At 63.2% G+C, this 1,153-nt stretch carries 2 protein-coding genes; both read right to left on the bottom strand.

What is annotated here, in order from left to right; all coding sequences use genetic code 11:
- Positions 1-709, bottom strand: a 709-nt coding sequence (locus tag ACSFA3_RS24840; RefSeq protein WP_435508023.1) for an ATP-binding cassette domain-containing protein, incomplete at its 3' end; no start/stop codon positions are given.
- Positions 710-750: 41 nt separating this feature from the next.
- Positions 751-1,153, bottom strand: a 403-nt coding sequence (locus ACSFA3_RS24835) for a substrate-binding domain-containing protein (RefSeq protein ID WP_435508022.1), incomplete at its 5' end; no start/stop codon positions are given.

Raw genomic sequence — 1,153 nt, 5'->3', positions numbered from 1 at the left:
GCCCGACCATGCCGCGAATGATGCGGTCTTCGCTGATCGGCTGATTGCGGCAGTCCATGGTTTCGACCGTTGCGCCGTCGCGTAGCACGGTGATGGAATCCGCCACCTTGGCGATCTCGTTGAGCTTGTGTGAGATCAGGATCGACGCGATGCCCTGGCGCTTGAGCTCCAGCAGAAGCATCAGCAGCGCATCGCTGTCGTTCTCGTTCAGGCTGGCGGTGGGCTCGTCGAGGATCAGCAGCTTCACCTCCTTGGCCAGCGCCTTGGCGATTTCCACCAGCTGCTGCTTGCCCACGCCCAGGTCGGTCACCAGCGTGGTCGGCGGCTCCTTCAGGCCCACCTTGGCGAGCAGCTCGCGCGTCTTCGCATAGGCGGCAAACCAGTCGATCACGCCGCCGCTGGCAATCTCGTTGCCGAGGAATATGTTCTCGGCAATGGACAGCAGCGGCACCAGCGCAAGCTCCTGGTGGATGATGATGATGCCCAGCTTCTCGCTGTCGGCAATGCCCCGGAAGCGGCGCAGCTCGCCCTCGAAATGGATCTCGCCGGTGTACGAGTCGCACGGGTAGACGCCGCTCAGCACCTTCATGAGCGTCGACTTGCCCGCGCCGTTCTCGCCGACCACCGCGTGGATCTCCCCCGCGCGCACGCTGAGGTTGACGTTGCTCAGCGCCTTCACGCCAGGGAACGTCTTGGTGATGCCGCGCATCTCGAGGATGGCGGCGGCATCGGCAGTACGGCCGTCAATGCTCACTTGATCTGGCTTTCCTTGTAGTAGCCGCTGTCGACCAGCACCGTCTTCCAGTTCGACGCATCCACGCTCACCGGCTTCAGCAGGTACGAGGGCACGACCTTGATGCCGTTGTTGTAGGTCTTGGTGTCGTTCACCTCGGGCGTCTTGCCCGAGAGCATGGCGTCGACCATGGCCACCGTAACCTTGGCCAGCTCGCGCGTGTCCTTGAACACGGTCGATGTCTGCTCCTTGCGCAGGATCGACTTCACCGAAGGCACCTCGGCGTCCTGACCCGACACGATGGGCATCGGCTGCGAGCCCGAGCCGTAGCCCACGCCCTTAAGCGACGACAAAATGCCGATAGAGAGGCCGTCGTACGGCGACAGCACTGCATCGACACGGTCCTTGGTGTAGTAGGCC

Source organism: Variovorax glucosi (assembly GCF_051216695.1).
Classification (GTDB): domain Bacteria; phylum Pseudomonadota; class Gammaproteobacteria; order Burkholderiales; family Burkholderiaceae_C; genus Variovorax.
The sequence above is the reverse complement of the archived record's forward strand: the minus strand, read 5'-3'. Positions and strand labels throughout refer to the sequence as shown.